This is a genomic window from Paenibacillus lentimorbus NRRL B-30488, from assembly GCF_000411595.1.
Classification (GTDB): Bacteria; Bacillota; Bacilli; order Bacillales; family Bacillaceae; genus Bacillus; species Bacillus velezensis.
The window spans coordinates 399,243-417,108 of the sequence record NZ_ANAT01000006.1 but is presented as its reverse complement, the minus strand read 5'-3'; the positions used below and the strand labels follow the sequence as shown (position 1 = coordinate 417,108).

Annotated in this window: 14 protein-coding genes and 4 pseudogenes; 17 read left to right on the top strand and 1 reads right to left on the bottom strand. The window is 48.7% G+C overall.

Translation table 11 applies throughout. The annotated features are described in order from the left end of the window. Nucleotide 1 precedes the first annotated feature (1 nt). From D368_RS04695 to spoVM, 17 genes and pseudogenes are all read left to right on the top strand, one after another. Nucleotides 2-2,682, top strand: a pseudogene (locus D368_RS04695) (calcium-translocating P-type ATPase, SERCA-type). Between the two features lie 71 nt (nucleotides 2,683-2,753). Continuing rightward, nucleotides 2,754-3,629, top strand: a complete 876-nt coding sequence (locus D368_RS04690) for a YicC/YloC family endoribonuclease (RefSeq protein ID WP_007409745.1) — start codon at nucleotides 2,754-2,756, stop codon at nucleotides 3,627-3,629. A 76-nt stretch (nucleotides 3,630-3,705) separates the two neighbouring features. Then, nucleotides 3,706-3,975: an extracellular matrix/biofilm regulator RemA gene (gene remA / locus D368_RS04685; RefSeq protein ID WP_003154355.1), complete on the top strand. Its 270-nt coding sequence runs from the start codon at nucleotides 3,706-3,708 to the stop codon at nucleotides 3,973-3,975. Nucleotides 3,976-3,982: 7 nt separating this feature from the next. Continuing rightward, nucleotides 3,983-4,597 carry a guanylate kinase gene (gene gmk / locus D368_RS04680; RefSeq protein WP_003154347.1) on the top strand — a complete coding sequence of 205 codons (615 nt, stop codon included), beginning with the start codon at nucleotides 3,983-3,985 and terminating at the stop codon, nucleotides 4,595-4,597. A 3-nt stretch (nucleotides 4,598-4,600) separates the two neighbouring features. Next, nucleotides 4,601-4,804, top strand: coding sequence for a DNA-directed RNA polymerase subunit omega (gene rpoZ / locus D368_RS04675; protein WP_003154346.1), 204 nt, complete (start codon nucleotides 4,601-4,603; stop codon nucleotides 4,802-4,804). A gap of 90 nt (nucleotides 4,805-4,894) precedes the next feature. Then, the gene (gene coaBC, locus D368_RS04670; protein ID WP_003154345.1) at nucleotides 4,895-6,115 is read left to right on the top strand and encodes a bifunctional phosphopantothenoylcysteine decarboxylase/phosphopantothenate--cysteine ligase CoaBC; all 1,221 of its coding nucleotides are present in this window, start codon (nucleotides 4,895-4,897) and stop codon (nucleotides 6,113-6,115) included. Next, nucleotides 6,112-8,523 carry a primosomal protein N' gene (gene priA, locus D368_RS04665; protein WP_128574592.1) on the top strand — a complete coding sequence of 804 codons (2,412 nt, stop codon included), beginning with the start codon at nucleotides 6,112-6,114 and terminating at the stop codon, nucleotides 8,521-8,523. The genes coaBC and priA overlap by 4 nt, the downstream gene beginning before the upstream one ends. 24 nt (nucleotides 8,524-8,547) lie before the next feature. Then, nucleotides 8,548-9,029: pseudogene (gene def / locus D368_RS04660) on the top strand (peptide deformylase). Between the two features lie 4 nt (nucleotides 9,030-9,033). Next, nucleotides 9,034-9,985: pseudogene (fmt, locus tag D368_RS04655) on the top strand (methionyl-tRNA formyltransferase). Beyond that, nucleotides 9,972-11,315: a 16S rRNA (cytosine(967)-C(5))-methyltransferase RsmB gene (gene rsmB, locus D368_RS04650; protein ID WP_128574591.1), complete on the top strand. Its 1,344-nt coding sequence runs from the start codon at nucleotides 9,972-9,974 to the stop codon at nucleotides 11,313-11,315. Before fmt ends, rsmB begins: the two are co-directional and overlap by 14 nt. A gap of 3 nt (nucleotides 11,316-11,318) precedes the next feature. Beyond that, nucleotides 11,319-12,410 (top strand): dual-specificity RNA methyltransferase RlmN, encoded by a 1,092-nt coding sequence (gene rlmN, locus D368_RS04645; protein WP_003154339.1) that lies wholly within the window; start codon nucleotides 11,319-11,321, stop codon nucleotides 12,408-12,410. Between the two features lie 5 nt (nucleotides 12,411-12,415). Next, nucleotides 12,416-13,177, top strand: a complete 762-nt coding sequence (locus D368_RS04640; protein WP_128574590.1) for a Stp1/IreP family PP2C-type Ser/Thr phosphatase — start codon at nucleotides 12,416-12,418, stop codon at nucleotides 13,175-13,177. Next, nucleotides 13,171-15,111: pseudogene (gene pknB / locus D368_RS04635) on the top strand (Stk1 family PASTA domain-containing Ser/Thr kinase). The gene D368_RS04640 and the pseudogene pknB overlap by 7 nt, the downstream one beginning before the upstream one ends. A gap of 14 nt (nucleotides 15,112-15,125) precedes the next feature. Further along, nucleotides 15,126-16,016 (top strand): ribosome small subunit-dependent GTPase A, encoded by an 891-nt coding sequence (gene rsgA, locus D368_RS04630; RefSeq protein WP_128574589.1) that lies wholly within the window; start codon nucleotides 15,126-15,128, stop codon nucleotides 16,014-16,016. Between the two features lies 1 nt (nucleotide 16,017). Next, on the top strand, nucleotides 16,018-16,671 hold the full coding sequence (rpe, locus tag D368_RS04625; protein WP_003154331.1) for a ribulose-phosphate 3-epimerase: 654 nt from the start codon (nucleotides 16,018-16,020) through the stop codon (nucleotides 16,669-16,671). A 65-nt stretch (nucleotides 16,672-16,736) separates the two neighbouring features. After that, the gene (locus D368_RS04620) at nucleotides 16,737-17,381 is read left to right on the top strand and encodes a thiamine diphosphokinase (protein ID WP_102422465.1); all 645 of its coding nucleotides are present in this window, start codon (nucleotides 16,737-16,739) and stop codon (nucleotides 17,379-17,381) included. 86 nt (nucleotides 17,382-17,467) lie between these two features. Then, on the top strand, nucleotides 17,468-17,548 hold the full coding sequence (gene spoVM / locus D368_RS04615) for a stage V sporulation protein SpoVM (RefSeq protein ID WP_003154329.1): 81 nt from the start codon (nucleotides 17,468-17,470) through the stop codon (nucleotides 17,546-17,548). Between the two features lie 77 nt (nucleotides 17,549-17,625). Here the strand turns inward: spoVM and rpmB are convergent, their stop codons facing one another. Further along, nucleotides 17,626-17,814 (bottom strand): 50S ribosomal protein L28, encoded by a 189-nt coding sequence (gene rpmB / locus D368_RS04610; RefSeq protein WP_003154328.1) that lies wholly within the window; start codon nucleotides 17,812-17,814, stop codon nucleotides 17,626-17,628. Nucleotides 17,815-17,866: the final 52 nt, after the last annotated feature.

Below are 17,866 nucleotides of genomic sequence, written 5' to 3'. Positions count from 1 at the left end.
AATGAAGTTTCATGAAATGGGACAAACCGATTTGCTGAAAGCAACAAATACGTCCATTAAACAGGGGTTGACCGAAAAAGAGGTGAAAAAACGCCTTGAAAAGCACGGACCGAACGAGCTTCAGGAGGGCAAGAGGACACCGGCGATCGTCGTGTTTTTCGCCCAATTTAAAGATTTTATGGTGCTCGTGCTGCTGGCGGCGACCTTAATATCCGGGTTTTTAGGCGAATATGTAGATGCCGTAGCGATTATGGCGATTGTATTTGTCAATGGGGTTCTCGGTTTTTTTCAAGAGCGGCGTGCGGAAAAGTCTTTACATGCATTAAAAGAGCTGTCAACGCCGTATGTGTCAGCGTTGCGGGACGGGAGCTGGAAGAAAATTCAGTCCAAGGAGCTCGTTCCCGGCGATATCATGAAATTTTCAAGCGGCGACCGGATCGGCGCGGATGTGCGGATCGTTGAAGCGAAAAGCCTTGAAATTGAGGAATCGGCGCTGACCGGGGAATCAATTCCGGTGGTTAAACAAGCTGATAAACTGAGAAAGCCGGATGTTTCGTTAGGCGACATCAGCAATATGGCGTTTATGGGTACGATCGTAACGCGCGGCAGCGGTGTCGGCGTCGTCGTCGGTACAGGAATGAATACGGCAATGGGGAAAATCGCCGATATGCTGGAATCCGCCGGCAGCCTTTCAACACCGCTGCAGCGAAGACTTGAAGAGCTCGGCAAAATTTTAATTATCGTCGCGCTCCTTTTAACGGTATTGGTCGTTGCAGTCGGCGTCTTACAGGGACATGATCTTTACAGCATGTTTTTGGCCGGGGTGTCATTGGCCGTCGCCGCGATTCCGGAAGGGCTTCCCGCCATTGTTACGGTGGCATTATCAATCGGCGTCCAGCGCATGATCAAACAAAAATCAATTGTCAGAAAGCTCCCGGCTGTTGAAACATTGGGCTGCGCCTCTGTCATTTGTTCTGATAAAACCGGCACGCTGACACAAAACAAAATGACCGTCACCCATATGTGGTCAGGCGGCAAAATTTATAAAGTGTCGGGCATCGGCTATGAGCCGGAGGGCGTTTTCACCCGAGATGAGCGGGAAATCAAGCCGAAAGATGAGAAGATTCTTGAACAGATGCTGGTTTTCGGCGCGTTGTGCAACACATCTGAAATCGCACTGAAAGACGGCCGTTATGTACTCGACGGTGATCCGACAGAAGGAGCGCTGCTGACGGCTGCAAGAAAGGGCGGCTATTCAAACGATTGGCTCAGCGGGCAATACCGCGTGGTTGCCGAGTTTCCGTTTGACTCCGTCCGCAAAATGATGACCGTCATTGTAGAGGATAAGGAAAAAAGCAGTTCGTCATCACTAAAGGAGCGCCCGATGTGCTGATTGACCGCTCGTCACATCTGATGCACGGCGCAAGAAGTACGGCTTTTTCAGGAGAAAAGAAAGCAGAAACGGAAGCGGTTCTGAAAGAGCTGGCGTCGCAAGCTTTGCGTACGATCGCGATTGCTTATAAACCGCTTAAGGCCGGAGAAAAGCCGACAATGGAGCAGGCGGAAAAAAATCTGACGATGCTCGGCTTGTCAGGCATGATTGATCCGCCCCGTCCGGAGGTCAGACAGGCCATTAAAGAATGCCGTGAGGCCGGCATTAAAACAGTTATGATCACAGGAGATCACGTCGAAACGGCAAAGGCCATCGCAAAAGATTTGCGTCTTCTTCCGAAAAAGGGGCGTGTGATGGACGGCAAGACGCTGAATGAGCTTACGGACAAAGAACTTATCGAAACGGTCGATGATGTCTACGTCTTCGCACGCGTGTCACCTGAACATAAATTGAAAATCGTCAAAGCGTTTCAGGAAAACGGACACGTCGTCGCCATGACGGGAGACGGGGTTAATGACGCGCCGGCCATAAAGCAGGCAGATATCGGTGTTGCCATGGGCGTGACGGGAACGGATGTGGCAAAGGAAGCCTCTTCTCTCATTCTGGTGGATGATAACTTTGCTACGATTAAATCAGCCATAAAAGAGGGACGGAATATCTATGAAAATATAAGAAAATTCGTCCGGTATTTGCTCGCCTCCAACGTCGGTGAAATTTTAGTGATGCTGTTTGCGATGCTTCTCGCTCTGCCTCTGCCGCTCGTTCCGATTCAGATATTGTGGGTGAACTTAGTCACTGACGGGCTGCCGGCGATGGCCCTCGGTATGGATCAGCCGGAAGGAGACCTGATGAGGCGGAAGCCGCGGCATCCGAAAGAAGGAGTGTTTGCGAGAAAACTGGGCTGGAAAGTCGTATCAAGAGGGTTTTTAATCGGAGCCGCAACCATTTTTGCGTTTATCATCGTCTATCACCGCAATCCTGAAAATCTGCCCTACGCACAGACCGTCGCCTTCGCGACTCTTGTCCTGGCTCAGCTTATACACGTGTTTGACTGCCGGAGCGAAACGTCTGTTTTCTCCCGGAATCCGTTTGAAAATATTTATCTGCTCGGCGCCATCATTTCTTCTGTCTTCCTGATGGTCATCGTCATCTATTATCCGCCGCTGCAGCCGATTTTCAAAACAGTGCCGATTACGCCGGGCGATTGGATGCTGATTATCGGGATGTCTGGCATACCTACTTTTTTGCTGGCGGGTTCACTTTTGACAAGAAAAAATAATTCCATATGATATAATCTTAGGGGTAATAGCATGTCTATTGCCCTTTTATTTTGATAACGGGAAAGAATTGGGTGTTTCATATGATACGGAGTATGACAGGCTTCGGCAGCGCAAGCAGCACAAAAGGCGATCTCTCGGCAACCGTTGAATTGAAATCCGTCAATTACCGGTTCAAAGAAGTGAACGCCCGCCTGCCACGGCCTTTGCTATATGTAGAGGATAAGCTGAAACAAACGATATTGCAGCATATACAGCGCGGAAGAGTAGAGCTGTTTCTCACTGTAAACAGTGACGCGCTCATAAAAAGAAGCCTGAACATCGATTGGGAGCTCCTTGATGAATATGTGAGCGCCGCACGCGTCATGAAAGAGCGCTACAGCCTGGCCGCAGAACCCGATGCAATGGAGTTCTTTAAATTTGAACATATTGCGCAGATACACGAAGAACAGATGCGTGATGACAAGCTTGAAGAAGTCATCAGAGAAGCCGCTGAGCTGGCTGTAAAGGAACTTTGTGACATGAGGGAAAAAGAAGGACGGCTTTTGGCGGAAGACTGCTTTCTGCACATTGAGCGGCTTGAGACGCTGTCCGAACAGGTAAAAGAGCGCGCTTCGGCCGTTGTTATTCAATATCGCGAGCGTCTTTACGCCCGAATGAAGGAATGGACGGAGGATGCGCTCGACGAAAGCCGGCTGATCACGGAATGCGCCATTTTCGCCGATCGTTCTGATATAACGGAAGAAATTACCAGATTGAAGAGCCATTTTGTTCAATTCCGTGATATATTAAAAGAAGGCGGGGCAGTCGGCCGCAAACTTGATTTCCTTGTTCAGGAGCTTAACCGGGAAGCGAATACGATCGGCTCAAAAGCCAATGATCATCAAATCACAAAGCTTGTCGTTGAAATGAAAAGTTCTATTGAAAAATTGAAGGAACAAGTGCAAAATATAGAATAGCGACTGTGCGTATTGTTTACAGACGGCCTCTTCAGGTTACACTAGAGACGTCTATTTTACAGGGGGAACGTAGAAGATGACGATTAAACTGATTAATATCGGATTTGGCAATATCATCTCCGCCAATCGGATGATTTCGATTGTCAGCCCGGAGTCTGCGCCAATAAAGCGAATGATCCAGGATGCAAGAGACCGCGGAATGCTAATAGACGCTACATACGGACGAAGAACCCGTGCAGTTGTCGTCATGGATAGTGATCACATTATCTTATCTGCCGTCCAGCCTGAGACAGTTGCACACAGACTTTCTGTGAAAGAAGAAATTATGGATGAAGGGCAGGGGTAATTGCCGCATGAAAGAAAGAGGGTTATTAATCGTTCTCTCAGGTCCCTCCGGAGTTGGAAAAGGAACGGTTCGGCAAGCAATATTTTCACAACAGGACACGAAATTTGAATACTCGATTTCAGTCACGACGAGAAACCCGAGAGAGGGCGAGGTCGATGGCGTCGATTATTTCTTTAAATCTAGAGATGAATTCGAACGCATGATTGAAAACAACAAACTGCTTGAGTGGGCGGAATATGTCGGCAACTATTACGGAACGCCCGTTGATTATGTCGAACAGACGCTTCAAGAAGGAAAAGACGTCTTCTTAGAGATTGAAGTGCAGGGCGCGCTCCAAGTGCGGAATGCATTTCCGGAAGGCCTGTTTATCTTCTTAGCGCCGCCGAGTCTTTCTGAGCTGAAAAACAGAATCGTGACAAGAGGGACTGAAACCGACGATTTAATCGAAAACAGAATGAATGCCGCAAAAGCTGAAATCGAAATGATGGACGCGTATGATTATGTCGTTGAAAACGACGATATCCAAACGGCTTGTGATAAGATTAACGCAATCGTTCTCGCCGAGCACTTAAAACGTGAACGCGTCGCTCCGAGATATAAGAAAATGCTGGAGGTAGAATAACTTATGTTAGATCCGTCAATTGACTCTTTAATGAATAAATTAGATTCTAAATATACGCTGGTGACCGTGTCTGCAAGACGCGCGCGTGAAATGCAGATCAAAAAAGACCAGCAGATTGAACATACCATTTCTCACAAATATGTAGGCAAAGCTTTAGAAGAAATTGACGCGGGCCTGCTTTCGTTTGAAAGAGAAGACAGCGAATAACAAGCACACGTAGCAACCTATCTCTACATAGGTTGTTATTTTTTTCCGTTTGGGATTTGTCCAATGCTTTCATAAAGGGGAGAAGACTTCATGAAAAACCGAAACATTTTGCTATGCGTAAGCGGAGGAATTGCCGTTTATAAAGCTTCCGCACTCACGAGCAAGCTGGTTCAGGCCGGCGCAAACGTCAAAGTGATTATGACTGAGTCCGCGCGTGAGTTTGTTTCTCCGCTGACATTTCAGGCGCTGAGCCGGAATGAAGTATATACAGATACATTTAATGAACAAAATCCGAAGGTGATTTCTCATATTGATGCCGCTGACTGGGCGGATTTAATTATTGTCGCGCCCGCTACGGCAAATATCATCGGCAAGCTTGCTAACGGAATTGCTGACGATATGCTCACAACGACGGTGCTGGCGGCTGAGGCCCCGGTCTGGGTGGCGCCTGCGATGAATGTCCATATGTATGATCATCCGGCGGTGAAACGGAACATCTCTGTGCTTTATCAGGACGGGGTCCGCTTTATCGAGCCGAGTGAAGGCTATTTGGCATGCGGATATGTCGGCAAAGGAAGGCTGGAGGAGCCGGAGCTTATTGTTGAGCGTGTCAGAGAGCATTTTAAGGAGCCTGAAGACGATGCACCGCTGAAAGGAAAACATATTGTCATTACGGCCGGTCCGACGCGCGAAGCCGTGGACCCTGTCCGCTTCTTCACAAATAAATCCACCGGCAAAATGGGCTACGCCGCTGCTGAAGCCGCCGTCCGTCTCGGGGCGCGGGTGACGCTGATTTCAGGCCCGGTGTCAATAGAGCCGCCAGTCGGGCTGTATCAGTTTCTTCCTGTGCAATCGGCAGCCGATATGAGAGAAGCCGTGCTTTCTGTGTTTGATTCATGCGACATGGTGATTAAGACGGCGGCCGTGGCCGATTTTACGCCGGCGGCTGTTTCTGATCACAAAATGAAGAAGAAAGACGGTTCGCTCGTGATCGAATTCAACCGTACGGCAGACATACTGAAAGAACTCGGCGAACGGAAAACACACCAGCTGCTGGTCGGTTTTGCGGCTGAAACGCAAGACGTCGAACGCTATGCGCGCAGAAAACTCGAACAGAAAAACCTTGATATGATCGTTGCGAATGATGTGAAAGCAGAAGGGGCCGGATTTGGCACGGATACGAATGTCGTCACCTTCTATTTCCGGGACGGAAGAAAACGGGAGCTTGCGCTTATGTCTAAACTTGACGTTTCCTTTGAAATGCTGAAGGAAATGACCGCTTTGAAAGCCGAGGACCGAAAACCCGTATGAATGTAGCAGAAGTCATTGTCGATGTCAGCTCCAAAAACATTGACAGACCCTTTGATTACAAAATTCCCGATCATTTAAAAGGGATGATCGAAGTCGGCATGCGGGTGATTGTCCCGTTTGGCCCGCGCAAGCTTCAAGGATTTGTGACCGGTTTGAAAGATTCGTCCGAATTAAACGGCGGCTCAATGAAGGAAGTCGAGAAGCTTCTTGATTTGACGCCCGTTCTGACTGAGGAACTGATGCAGCTGTCTTCATGGCTTTCTGACAAAACGCTGTCGTTTAAAATCACGGCGCTTCAGGCAATGCTGCCCGCCGCACTGAAGGCGAAGTACGAGAAAGAGCTGAAAGTCGTTGACGAAGAAGCGCTGACATCGGACATCAAACAGCTTTTCAGGAATCAAAAAAGTCTTCTGTACTCGGATATTACCGATGAAAGCATTCTTTCGTCACTTCAAAAATTCGTGCGCAAAGGAAGCATTGATGTCACATATAAAGTCGCCCAAAAAACGAATAAAAAAATGATCCGCATGATCGAAGCGGGGGCGGACAAAGAAGAACTCGCCCGGCACGCAGATTCATTGACAAAGCAGGCTTCTAAACAGCTCGCCGTGCTTACTTATTTTATCGGCGGGGGAGCAAAGATTTCCGCGGCCGAGCTTTGCAAAAAGACCGATTCCAGTTCCGCGACGCTGAAAACGCTTCTTAAAAAGGGGCTTCTTACGGAAAGCTTTGAGGAGGTTTACCGCGATCCTTATCAGGACAGAATGTTCAAAAAAACAGAGCCGCTCTCTCTTACAGAAGAGCAGCAGGCCGCTTTTGAGCCGATTAAACAAGCTGTAGCCGATCATGTCCATCACGTCTTTCTGCTTCACGGCGTCACAGGAAGCGGCAAAACGGAAATTTACCTGCAATCCATTGAAAAAGTGCTGGCAAAAGGACAAGAAGCCATCGTGCTCGTTCCGGAAATCTCGTTGACACCGCAAATGGTCAACCGTTTTAAAGGCCGCTTCGGCTCACAGGTTGCGGTCATGCACAGCGGATTATCCACAGGTGAAAAATACGATGAATGGCGGAAGATTCAGCGCAAGGAAGTCCGGCTTGTCGTCGGAGCCAGATCGGCCATCTTTGCCCCGTTTGAAAATCTCGGCATGATCATTATTGATGAAGAGCACGAATCTTCCTATAAGCAGGAGGAAATGCCGCGGTATCATGCAAAGGACGTAGCCATCCGCCGGGCCGCGCATCACAGCTGTCCGGTCGTCCTCGGGAGCGCCACGCCGACATTGGAGTCATTTGCGCGGGCGAAAAAAGGCGTTTATGAGCTGCTTCCGTTAAAACATCGCGTAAACCGCCAGCTCATGCCTGACGTTTCTCTCGTTGATATGAGAGAAGAACTGAGAAACGGCAACAGATCAATGTTTTCAAGAGAGCTGATGGAACAGCTGGAAGAGAAGCTTGCAAAAAAAGAGCAGGCCGTCCTTTTTCTGAATAAACGGGGGTATTCCTCGTTTGTGATGTGCCGGGACTGCGGTTATGTGCCGCAATGTCCGCATTGCGACATTTCCATGACTTATCACCGCTACGGACAAAGGCTGAAATGCCATTACTGCGGCCATGAGGAACCTGTCCCGGGAACATGCCCGGAATGCGGCAGCGAACATATCCGCTTTTTCGGCACGGGAACGCAGCGTGTGGAGGAGGAGCTTACCAAAGTGCTGCCTCAGGCGCGCGTGATCAGGATGGATGTGGATACCACTTCAAGAAAAGGCGCACATGAAAAACTGTTGTCAGCGTTCGGTGAAGGGAAGGCGGATATCCTGCTCGGTACGCAAATGATCGCAAAAGGGCTTGATTTTCCGAACGTGACGCTCGTCGGAGTATTAAGCGCAGATACGACGCTTCACATCCCAGATTTCAGAGCCGCGGAGAAGACATTCCAGCTGCTGACGCAGGTAAGCGGACGGGCCGGGCGGCATGAAAAGCCGGGAACGGTGGTCATTCAAACGTATACACCGTCTCATTACAGCATTCAGCTGACGAAAACGCACGACTATGAAACTTTTTTTCAGCAGGAAATGGCGCACAGACGGGCCCAGTCATACCCGCCGTATTATTACGTGGCGCTGGTGACCGTTTCTCATGAAGAGGCGGCAAAAGCTGCGGTCACCGCAGAAAAGATTACAAACTATTTAAGAGCGGGATGCGGGCCTGATACGAAAATTCTCGGGCCGGCGGCTTCCCCGATTGCCAGGATCAAAGATAGATATCGCTATCAATGCGTGATAAAATACAGACAGGAAAACGAGTTGCAGATTCAGTTGAAAAAGATACTGGAGCACTATAAACGCGACATTGCGCAAAAGCATGTAATGATTTCAATCGATATGAATCCGTACATGCTGATGTAACATTAGTTTTTGGAGGGCAAAATTTTGGCTGTGAAAAAAATCGTCACACACCCGGCGGAGGTTCTGGAAACACCCGCCGATGAAGTGACAGTGTTTGATAAAAAATTAAAAAACTGCTTGACGATATGTACGATACGATGCTCGAAATGGATGGCGTCGGTCTCGCCGCGCCGCAAATCGGCATTTTGAAAAGAGCGGCCGTCGTGGACATCGGTGAAGAAAGCGGCCGGATCGACCTTGTAAATCCGGTTATTCTTGAAAAGAGCGGTGAACAGACCGGAGTCGAGGGCTGCTTAAGTTTCCCCGGGGTTTTCGGTGATGTCACCCGCCCGGATTACGTAAAGGTAAAAGCCCACGACCGTAAAGGAAAACCGTTTATTTTAGAAGCGGAGGGTTTTTTGGCCAGAGCCGTTCAGCATGAAATGGATCATTTAGACGGCATTTTATTCACATCAAAAATTACGGCTTACTACACTGAAGAAGAACTGGCAGAAATGGAAGGATGATTGGATGACAAGGATCGTTTTTATGGGAACGCCCGACTTTTCAGTTCCCGTCCTGCGCACGCTTATTGAAGACGGGTATGAAGTGGTTGGTGTCGTTACGCAGCCTGACCGCCCGAAAGGCAGAAAAAAATCATGACGCCCCCTCCTGTAAAGGCTGAAGCTGAACGTCACGGCATTCCCGTGCTTCAGCCCGAAAAAGTAAGGCTCGAAGAAGAAATAGAAAAAGTGCTCAGCCTGAAGCCGGACCTGATTGTTACGGCGGCATTCGGACAGATCCTGCCCAAGCAGCTGCTGGACGGCCCGACATACGGCTGTATCAACGTACACGCGTCACTATTGCCTGAATTAAGAGGCGGAGCGCCGATACATTATTCGATTCTCCAAGGCAAGAAGAAAACAGGCGTGACGATCATGTATATGGTTGAAAAGCTTGATGCGGGCGATATGATTTCTAAAATCGAAGTGGAAATTGATGAAACGGATAACGTCGGCACGCTGCACGACAAATTAAGCATAGCTGGGGCAAAGCTTTTGTCAGAGACCGTCCCGAACGTCATTTCCGGAAATATTAAACCGATCAAACAGGACGAATCAAAAGCGACTTACGCGCCTAACATTAAGCGTGAGCAGGAGCGGATTGATTGGGCAAAGCCCGGAGAAGAGATCTACAACCAGATCAGAGGTTTAAACCCTTGGCCTGTCGCCTATACAACTTTGAACGGTCAAACTATTAAAGTATGGGCTTCTGAAAAAGTTGCTGCAAAAACTGAAGCTGCGCCCGGAACAGTCATCCGCACGGAGCAAAACGGCATTGTCGTCGCATCAGGAAACAGCACCGCCCTTTTAATCACTGAACTGCAGCCGGCGGGAAAAAACGGATGAAGGGCGAAGATTTTGCAAGAGGCAAAAATGTGCAGCCCGGTGACGTGTTAGGAGCAGCAAATGAAGAAAATTAATGTCCGGGAGCTCGCCCTTGAAGCGCTTGAGAAGCTTGAGCAAAATCAGGCATACAGCAACCTGCTTCTTACATCGGTTATCAAAACGAACACGCTCAGCGATCAGGACAGAGGACTGCTGACAGAGCTTGTCTACGGAACGCTGCAAAATAAAATCGCCTTAGACTATATGCTGAAGCCTTTTATCCGCAAGCCGAATAAGGTGAAGCCGTGGGTGATTCAGCTGCTTCGTCTGTCCGCGTATCAAATGGAGTATTTAGAAAAAATTCCGGATCGCGCCGCCATCCATGAAGCGGTTGAAATCGCCAAAAAACGCGGGCATAAGGGCATTGCGTCCTTTGTCAACGGCATTCTCCGCTCCCTGCAGCGTGAGGGGGCGCCGTCATTCGCTGAAATTGAAGACCCGGTTCTCCGTCTTTCTACAGAGACAAGCCATCCCGAATGGCTCGTAAAAGAGTGGGTCGAGGCGTACGGCTTTGAGGCGGCTGAAAAAATCTGCCGGATTCATCTCATTCCGCCGAAGCAGACGCTCCGTGTCAATCACATAAAGAGCGACAGGGAAACGGTGCTGAATGAGATGGAGAATGCCGGTCTGGAAGCGGAAGCCGGAGACCTTTCTCCTGATGCGATTAAGCTTTTGAAAGGAAGCATCGCGAACACGACATTTTTCCAAAACGGCCGGGTATCCATACAGGATGAAAGCTCAATGCTTGTCGCGCGGGCGCTGGACCCGAAGCCGGGCGAAACCGTTTTAGATGCATGCGCCGCACCGGGCGGAAAGTCGGCTCACATTGCGGAACTGATGGAGAACGAGGGGAGCCTCACATCGCTTGATCTTCACCGCCATAAAGTGAAGCTGATTAAAGAGGGCGCAGAACGGCTCGGACTTACGATCATCGACGCGCAAACGATGGATGCGCGAAAAGCGGGAGAGGCCTTTGGCGCAGAACGGTTTGACCGTATTCTCGTTGATGCGCCTTGCTCAGGTTTCGGTGTCATCAGAAGAAAACCCGATATGAAATATACGAAGACGCCGGAGGACAGCAGACGGCTGTCAGAAATCCAGCTCGGCATTTTAAGGGAAATCGCCCCATTAGTAAAAAAAGGTGGCACACTCGTATACAGTACGTGTACAATGGATCGGACAGAAAATGAAGAAGTTATGCATGCGTTTATACAAGAACACCCTGAGTTTGAACCCGATTTGTCTCTTGAAAAGCGGCTGCCTGAAAAGGCGAGACCCTTTGTTCAGGATGGAAGCCTTCAAATTCTTCCGCATTATTTCGGAACAGACGGTTTCTTTATTAGCAGCATGAGAAAGAAGGGATAAAAAATGACACAATTAAAAAAGACAAGCGTACGGAAAGAGCTGCGGACTGAGCAGCCGTCCATTTACTCTTTTGAATTAGATGAAATCAAACAATGGCTGACCGAGAATGGCGAAAAGCCGTTCCGCGCAGCACAGATTTTTGAATGGCTCTATGAAAAGCGGGTTTCTTCATTTGATGAAATGACGAACCTCTCAAAAAGCCTGCGTGAAAAACTCGAGAGCAATTTTGTGCTGACAACGCTGAAAACGGCTGTAAAACAGACATCTCAAGACGGTACGATGAAATTTTTATTTGAGCTTCATGACGGTTATACGATCGAAACGGTTTTAATGAGACACGAGTATGGTAATTCTGTATGTGTAACGACACAGGTCGGCTGCCGGATCGGCTGCACATTTTGCGCGTCAACGCTCGGCGGTCTGAAACGGAATCTTGAAGCGGGAGAAATCGTCGCTCAAGTCGTGAAAGTGCAAAAGGCGCTTGATGAAACGGATGAACGCGTCAGCTCAGTCGTCATCATGGGAATCGGAGAGCCGTTTGATAATTTCAATGAAATGCTCGCTTTCTTAAAAATCATTAACCACGATAAAGGGCTGAACATCGGAGCGCGTCATATCACAGTTTCCACCAGCGGAATCATTCCGAAGATTTACGATTTCGCCGATCAAAAAATGCAGATCAATTTCGCGATTTCTCTGCATGCTCCGAATACGGAAATCAGAAGCCGTCTGATGCCGATTAACAAAGCCTATAAGCTTCCTGACCTTATGGAGGCCGTCAAATATTACATCGAGAAAACAGGCAGACGGATCAGCTTTGAATACGGGCTGTTCGGCGGCGTAAATGATCAGGTCGAACATGCAGAAGAGCTTGCAGAACTGTTAAAAGACGTGAAATGCCATGTCAATTTAATTCCGGTAAACTATGTGCCTGAACGGGATTACGTCCGCACACCGAGAGATCAGATTTTCGCATTCGAAAAAACGTTAAAATCCCGCGGTGTAAATGTCACGATCAGAAGAGAGCAAGGCCATGACATTGACGCGGCCTGCGGTCAGCTTCGCGCGAAGGAGCGTCAAGACGAGACGAGGTGAAGAGGTTGATTACAGCCTTGAAAACAGATACAGGTAAAGTCCGCCGGCATAATGAAGATGCGGCGGGCATTTTCACAAAAGAAGACGCGGTGCTTGCGGTTGTCGCCGACGGCATGGGCGGTCATCTTGCCGGAGATGTAGCGAGCAGGATGGCGGTTGCGGCGATGGAAGAGCAGTGGAACCGGACGGAAACGGTTCCTTCTCTGCCGTCTGCTTGCGAGGATTGGCTGAAAGACCGGATTCATGAGGCGAATGTCAAAGTACATGACCACGCTAAAGCGAATGAAGAATGCCGGGGAATGGGCACCACCATTGTTTGCGCCTTATTCACGGGGAAGTTTGTCACTGTGGCTCATATCGGAGACAGCCGGTGCTACCTGCTTCAAGAGGGGGAATTCACTCAGCTGACTGAGGACCATTCGCTTGTGAATGAGCTGGTCAAGACGGGGGAAATTTCGAAAGAGGACGCCGAGCACCATCCGCGGAAAAATGTATTGACGAGAGCGCTGGGGACAGATGAAACCATCAGCCCCGACGCCCGTTCTTTTGAGCTGTCTGACGGCGATCAGCTGCTTTTATGCTCTGACGGACTGTCAAATAAAATAGAAGATCACGAGATCAAACAAATGCTTCAAGCCGGATCTGATCCTCAGGAAAAAGTAGACCTTCTCATCAGCAAAGCAAATCAAAACGGCGGCGAAGATAACATCACGGCTGTGTTGATTGAGTTTTCCGCAGATGCAAAAGAGGGTGAAGACAAGTGCTAACCGGCAAGCGGATCAGCGGGCGTTATCATATCCTCCGGCCCATTGGCGGCGGCGGAATGGCAAACGTTTTTTTAGCTGAGGACATCATTCTCGAACGTGAAGTCGCAATTAAAATTCTGCGGTTTGACTTTGTGAATGACATTGATTTTATCAGGCGTTTCAGAAGAGAAGCACAGTCGGCATCAAGCCTCGATCATCCGAATATCGTCAGTATTTACGATATCGGGGAGGAAGGCGATATTTATTACATTGTCATGGAATATGTGGAAGGCATGACATTAAAGGAATACATAACCGCACACGGACCGCTCCATCCGAAAGAAGCGCTGTCCGTTATGGAGCAGATCGTCTCGGCCATCGCCCATGCCCATCAAAACCATATCGTGCACCGGGATATTAAACCGCACAATATATTGATAGATCATTTAGGGCATATCAAGGTGACGGATTTCGGCATCGCCACAGCGCTTACATCTACGACAATCACACATACGAATTCTGTGCTGGGCTCGGTTCATTATTTGTCTCCGGAGCAGGCGAGAGGCGGTCTGGCAACGAAAAAATCAGATATTTACGCGCTCGGCATCGTGCTGTTTGAGCTTTTAACAGGCAAAATCCCTTTTGACGGAGAATCAGCCGTCAGCATAGCGCTAAAGCACCTGCAAACAGAAACGCCTTCCGCCAGAAAGTGGAACCCTTCCATTCCGCAGAGCGTTGAAAACATTATTTTAAAGGCAACCGCCAAAGACCCGTTTCACCGCTATGAAAGCGCCGAGGACATGGAGGCGGACATTAGAACGGCTTTTGACGCCGGCAGGCTGAATGAACAAAAATTTTCCGTGCAGGATGATGAGGAAATGACAAAAGCCATTCCCATTATTACTGACGGCGCAAAAGCCGCGCATCCGGCGGAAACGCCGGGGGAGACGGATGATCAGGAACAGCAGCCAGCCAAAAAGAAAAACGGAAATGGCCGTGGATTTTGCTGGCCGTCTGTTTCATTTTCATTATGGCGGCTGTTCTTGCGGTCACCGTGTTCCCGTCTTTATTTATGCCTAAAGATGTAAGCGTCCCCGACGTACGGGGCATGAAGTACGAAAAAGCGGAAGCCCTGCTTGAAAAGAACGGGCTCCGGGCTGATCCTGATATAACGGACATTGAAGATGAAAAAATAGAAGAGGAATTAATGGTCAAAACGGACCCAAAAGCGGGGTCTACCGTTAAAGAAGGCTCTTCTGTAAAACTGTACAAAAGCATCGGAAAACCGAAAACCCAGCTGATCGACGTGAAAGGACGGCAGATCGGCGACGCAAAAAAAGCGCTGAAGGAAAAAGGCTTCAAACATGTCAATGTCAAAGAAGAAAACGATGACAGCGAGGCCGGCACCGTAATTGATCAGGACCCGTCAGCCGGCACCGACATGGTCGCAAGCGACGATGAAGTCAATCTAACGGTCAGCCTCGGCCCGGCGGACGTTACGCTGAGGGACTTAAAGACTTACAGCAAAGAAGCGGCTTCAGGGTATCTTGAAGATAACGGCCTGCAGCTTGTTGAAAAACAAGCCCATTCAGATGACGTGCCGGAAGGACAAGTCATGAAACAAGAGCCGTCAGCCGGCACTGCGGTTAAGCCGGGAAGTAATGTTGAAGTGACGTTCTCGCTCGGACCTGAAGAAAAACCGGCGAAAACGGTAAAGAAAAATCAGCATTCCTTACGAACCTGAACATGAAGGGGACGAGCTTGAAGTGCAAATCGCCATCGATGATAAGGACCACAGCATCTCTGATACGTATGACTCATTTAAAATAAAAGAGCCGACTGAAAAAACAATTGAACTGAAGATTGATCAGGGACAGAAGGGGTATTATCAAGTGATGGTCGATCATAAAGTCGTCAGCTACAAAACGATTGAATACCCGAAAGATAATGACTGACAAGGAGGGACCCTATGCCTGAGGGCAAAATTATAAAAGCGTTAAGCGGATTCTATTATGTCTTGGATGAATCACAGGACAAGATCATTCAATGCAGGGGCCGGGGCATTTTTAGAAAAAATAAAGTAACGCCCCTGGTCGGCGATTATGCCGTTTATCAGGCTGAAAATGATAAAGAAGGCTACCTGCTGGAAATCAAAGAACGAACAAACGAGCTGATCAGGCCGCCGATTTCAAATGTCGATCAGGCCGTTCTCGTCTTTTCTGCCGTTCAGCCGGCGTTCAGCACGTCTTTATTGGACCGTTTTCTCGTCCTTGTGGAAGCCAACGGCATTCACCCGATCATCTGCATAACCAAAATGGACTTAGCTGCAGACGGGGAATCGAAAGAGGCGATACTTTCTTACGTGAAAGACTATCAGGCGATCGGTTATGACGTATATGTGACGTCATCAAAAGAAAACAGCGGTTTAACAGGCATTGTGAAACACTTCGAGGACAAAACGACGGTGTTTGCCGGTCAGTCCGGAGTCGGAAAATCTTCGCTTTTAAATGCGATCAGCCCGGAGCTTGAGCTGAAAACAAACGAGATTTCCGCGCATTTGGGACGCGGAAAACATACGACGCGCCATGTGGAGCTCATTCATACATCAGGCGGTCTGGTTGCGGATACTCCGGGGTTCAGTTCGCTTGAATTTACCGGCATTGAGGAAGAAGAGCTGGGCAGCACGTTCCCTGAGATCAGAGAAATAAGCGCCTCTTGCAAATTCAGAGGCTGTCTGCATCTTAAAGAGCCAAAATGCGCGGTAAAGCAAGCGGTGGAAGAAGGAGAGATTCAGCCGTACCGCTATGAGCATTACAAAGAATTTATGCAGGAAATAAAAGAGAGAAAGCCGAGGTATTAATATGATTAAGGTTGCGCCATCAATTCTTTCCGCCGATTTTGCTTCACTGGGCGAGGAAATTAAAGACGTGGAAAAAGGAGGGGCGGACTATATCCATATTGATGTCATGGATGGCCATTTCGTCCCTAACATTACAATCGGGCCGCTTATCGTTGAAGCCGTCCGTCCGGTGACTGATCTGCCGCTGGATGTCCATCTTATGATTGAAAACCCGGACCGCTACATCCCAGCATTCGCAAAAGCCGGTGCGGACATCCTTTCCGTTCATGCTGAAGCGTGTCCGCATCTTCACCGGACCATTCAATTGATAAAAGAGCAGGGGGTAAAAGCGGGAGTTGTGCTTAATCCGCATACGCCCGTCCAAATGATTGAACATGTGATCGAGGAGCTTGACCTTGTGCTGTTAATGACGGTTAACCCAGGTTTTGGCGGACAGCGCTTCATTCATTCGGTTCTGCCGAAAATCCGTCAGGTCAAACAGCTGGCTGAGGAGAAAGGCCTGTCTGAGCTTTTAATCGAGGTGGACGGAGGCGTTAATAAAGAAACAGCCCCTTTATGCGCTGAAGCGGGCGCCAATCTGCTTGTTGCCGGGTCTGCCGTATATAATCAGCCGGATCGGAAAAAAGCCATCGCTGACATCCGAAACGCATCATAAACATGCTGAAAAAGAGCCCGGTGAAAGCCGCCGGCTCTTTTCGCGTCTAAGAGAGAGGATAGCATATGAAGACAATCAATATCGTTGCGGGCGGCCCGCGGGAGCTTATTCCCGATCTATCCGAATACACAGACGGAGATACGACGTGGGTCGGAGTCGATAAAGGGACAGTTGCTCTTTTGGAAGCCGGAATCATTCCGCAGGAAGCTTTCGGTGATTTTGACAGCATTACGGAAGAGGAGCTCATGCAGATTCAAAAAGCGGCGCCGGCCCTCCATGTGTATCAGGCGGAAAAAGATTATACCGATCTTGAACTCGCCCTTGACTGGGCTTTACAAAAAGAACCGGAAACCATTCGGATGTTCGGTGTGACGGGCGGAAGAGCCGATCACTTTTTAGGGAACATCCAGCTGCTGTATAAAGCCTTACATAAGAATACCGATGTCAAGCTGATCGACCGGCAGAATGACATTCAGATGTTCGGGCCCGGCCGTTATACAATTGAAGAAAAAGCGCGCAGACGCTATATTTCTTTCATTCCGTTTACGGAAGCGGCAGACGGCCTGACACTCGACGGTTTTAAATATCCCCTTGATAATTGTCATATTCCTCTGGGTTCCACACTATGTATTAGTAACGAACTCATTCATTCACGAGGTACTTTTTCGTTTGCAAAAGGCATATTAATAATGGTAAGGAGCGCGGATTAGAAAAGCGGCTTCTGCCATATGCGGAAAAAACCATGAATCCTAAAGTGATGAACGCAGCGGATACGGGACTTATAGGAGGGGACAAAATGAAATTTTATACCATTAAATTGCCGAAGTTTTTAGGAGGAATTGTCCGGGCGATGCTGGGCTCATTTAGAAAAGAGTAAGCCCAAGAAGCTGAAATTGCCCTCTTTGAACGCATAAAAAACGCCTGCCGCATAAAAGGGCAGGCGTTCATTTTTGCTTATACACGCTCAACTTTACCGGATTTTAAAGCCCGGGCAGATACATACACTTTTTTAGGTTTGCCGTCAACGAGGATGCGGACCTTTTGAAGGTTGGCGCCCCAAGTACGCTTAGAAGCGTTCATTGCGTGAGAACGGTTGTTTCCGGCTTTTGTTTTTTTACCTGTAATAAAACATTTACGTGCCATTTGTTTCCCTCCTAACTGCGCGAAACATCTTTTCAAACATAGTGTCTCAGAT